This is a genomic window from Rhodoplanes sp. SY1 (assembly GCF_046000175.1).
Taxonomy (GTDB): domain Bacteria; phylum Pseudomonadota; class Alphaproteobacteria; order Rhizobiales; family Xanthobacteraceae; genus Rhodoplanes.
In genome coordinates this window covers 1-1,718 of record NZ_JBEOMB010000360.1, presented here as the reverse complement: position 1 = coordinate 1,718, position 1,718 = coordinate 1, and the positions used below count along the sequence as shown (strand labels likewise).

Here is a 1,718-nt window from a genome sequence, read left to right as displayed (position 1 = left end):
CGAGGGCATCTTCCGAGTCCTGGAATACACCTATTTCCGGAGCCTGCACGGCTGGGCAGGCGGCGACCGGACGAACAAGAAGACGGCCAAAGTCGGCCGCCCCACGGAGCCGTTCGCCGGCACCATAGACGAGTTGCGGGCGCTGATCGAAAGTTGCCTCGCCTTGTACCATGCCGGGCCGCAGCGCGGCGCGCTGGGCAACCGATCGCCGCGCGCCGTGTACGAGACTGCGGTCGCGGCCGGCTGGCAACGGGTGACGATCGATGCCCGCGAGCTGCGCACCGTGTTCGCCACGTCGGTGGAACGGAAGGTGAGGAAGGGCGCCATCGAATACGGCGGGCAGGTCTGGACCTGCAGGGCCTTCAACGATCCGCGGATGAAAGAGGTCGTGCTCCGGGTGCCGAAGTTCGAAGAGCCGACGATCCTTCCGGTTCTCGACGAGAGCGGCAAGGTGCTCGACTTCGCGACGCCAGCGTGCCGCTACGGGATCCTCAACAAGGCAGGTGCCCGCGAGGCAGCCCGCATCTCCGGCGAGCACCGCGCGACGATCCGCGATCTCGACCACGCCGCCCCGGACATCGACGTCCCGGCGGAGATTGCTCGCGTCGCCGCGGCCTTGCCTGCGACGCCTACCGCGGATGTGGCCGGCGTGATCAGCGTGTCCGACCAAGCGCGGGAGATCGCGGAGAGACTCAACGAGCAGCCCGTCGAGCGGGACGCCAGAGAAGATCGGCTCCGGGCGAAGCTCGAAGCCAAACAGACCGCGGTGGCCGCTTCGACGAAGGCATTCGCCGCTCGGCTTGCCCGAGGAACAGGACGCTCATCATGAGCCAATTTTGCGAAACGAGCGTCACGACGACTGTGTTCGGGATGCTGGATGCCGCACGCCTCAAGATGAAATGCGGAGTCCTCATCGGACCGTCTGGCGTCGGCAAGACCTTCGCATGCACTCACTACGTTGCCCAGAACAGAGGCGACGCATGGATATTGACGGCAACATCGGCAAGCGGGAATGCCGCACAGAACCTCTTTCGGAAATTTTGCCGGCTGGTGAGCGACGATTACGACTCCGAGTTCAGGATCGCCGAGAGCGGCAGCATTGCCGAGATTCAAGACCGTTTGCGCGCCTACAACTTCGCTGGACGGCTACTGGTCATCGACGAGGCGCAGAACCTCAGCGCCCAGGGCATCCGCGAGCTTCTCACCCTCAACGATAGTTCGGACCTGTCCGTGATCTTCTGCGGCAACGAATAGGTCCTCAAAGGAAAGAACATCGAAGAAGGACCGCTGGCTGTGATCGGCTCCCGGCTGTTCTTTCGGAAGACTCTGGCCCTCATCACGACAGACGACGCGGATGCGCTGGCTGCAGCGTTCGGAAATATCGAGCCCGATGCGATGGCACTCGCTCGAACGATCGGGACGCAGCGTCAGGCCCGCGGATTGACCTTCGTTCTCGATGTCGCGCGGACGATCGCTGGTCCAGACAAGCCGATCACTCTCGCTCACCTGAAAGACGTGCTCACGGAATTTCCCCACTACCGGCCGGTCAAGCGCCGCGCCGCGAGCTGAGTGCACCACCGCGTTCCCGTCACCTCTTGGACTGAGAACTTTGCAATGCCAGAACCGAATGTGTTCGCCATCGACCTCGCCCGGCTCCAACCCGAACAGGTCGCTGTGGTCGCCAACATGACCCTTGAAGAGATAGCTGCCGCCGTCAC

General features: G+C 63.6%; 3 protein-coding genes. 2 read left to right on the top strand and 1 reads right to left on the bottom strand.

What is annotated here, in order from left to right:
* Together ABTU92_RS29660 and ABTU92_RS29655 are read left to right on the top strand one after the other, a co-directional pair.
* The coding region (locus tag ABTU92_RS29660; protein ID WP_408095127.1) for a hypothetical protein at positions 1–829 on the top strand (829 nt) is incomplete at its 5' end.
* Positions 826–1,254, top strand: a complete 429-nt coding sequence (locus ABTU92_RS29655) for an AAA family ATPase (RefSeq protein WP_408095126.1) — start codon at positions 826–828, stop codon at positions 1,252–1,254. The genes ABTU92_RS29660 and ABTU92_RS29655, both read left to right, overlap by 4 nt.
* On the opposite strand, the gene ABTU92_RS29650 is transcribed toward ABTU92_RS29655, so the two are convergent.
* The coding region (locus ABTU92_RS29650) for a hypothetical protein (protein ID WP_408095125.1) at positions 1,147–1,718 on the bottom strand (572 nt) is incomplete at its 5' end. The two genes, ABTU92_RS29655 and ABTU92_RS29650, sit on opposite strands and share 108 nt — an antisense overlap.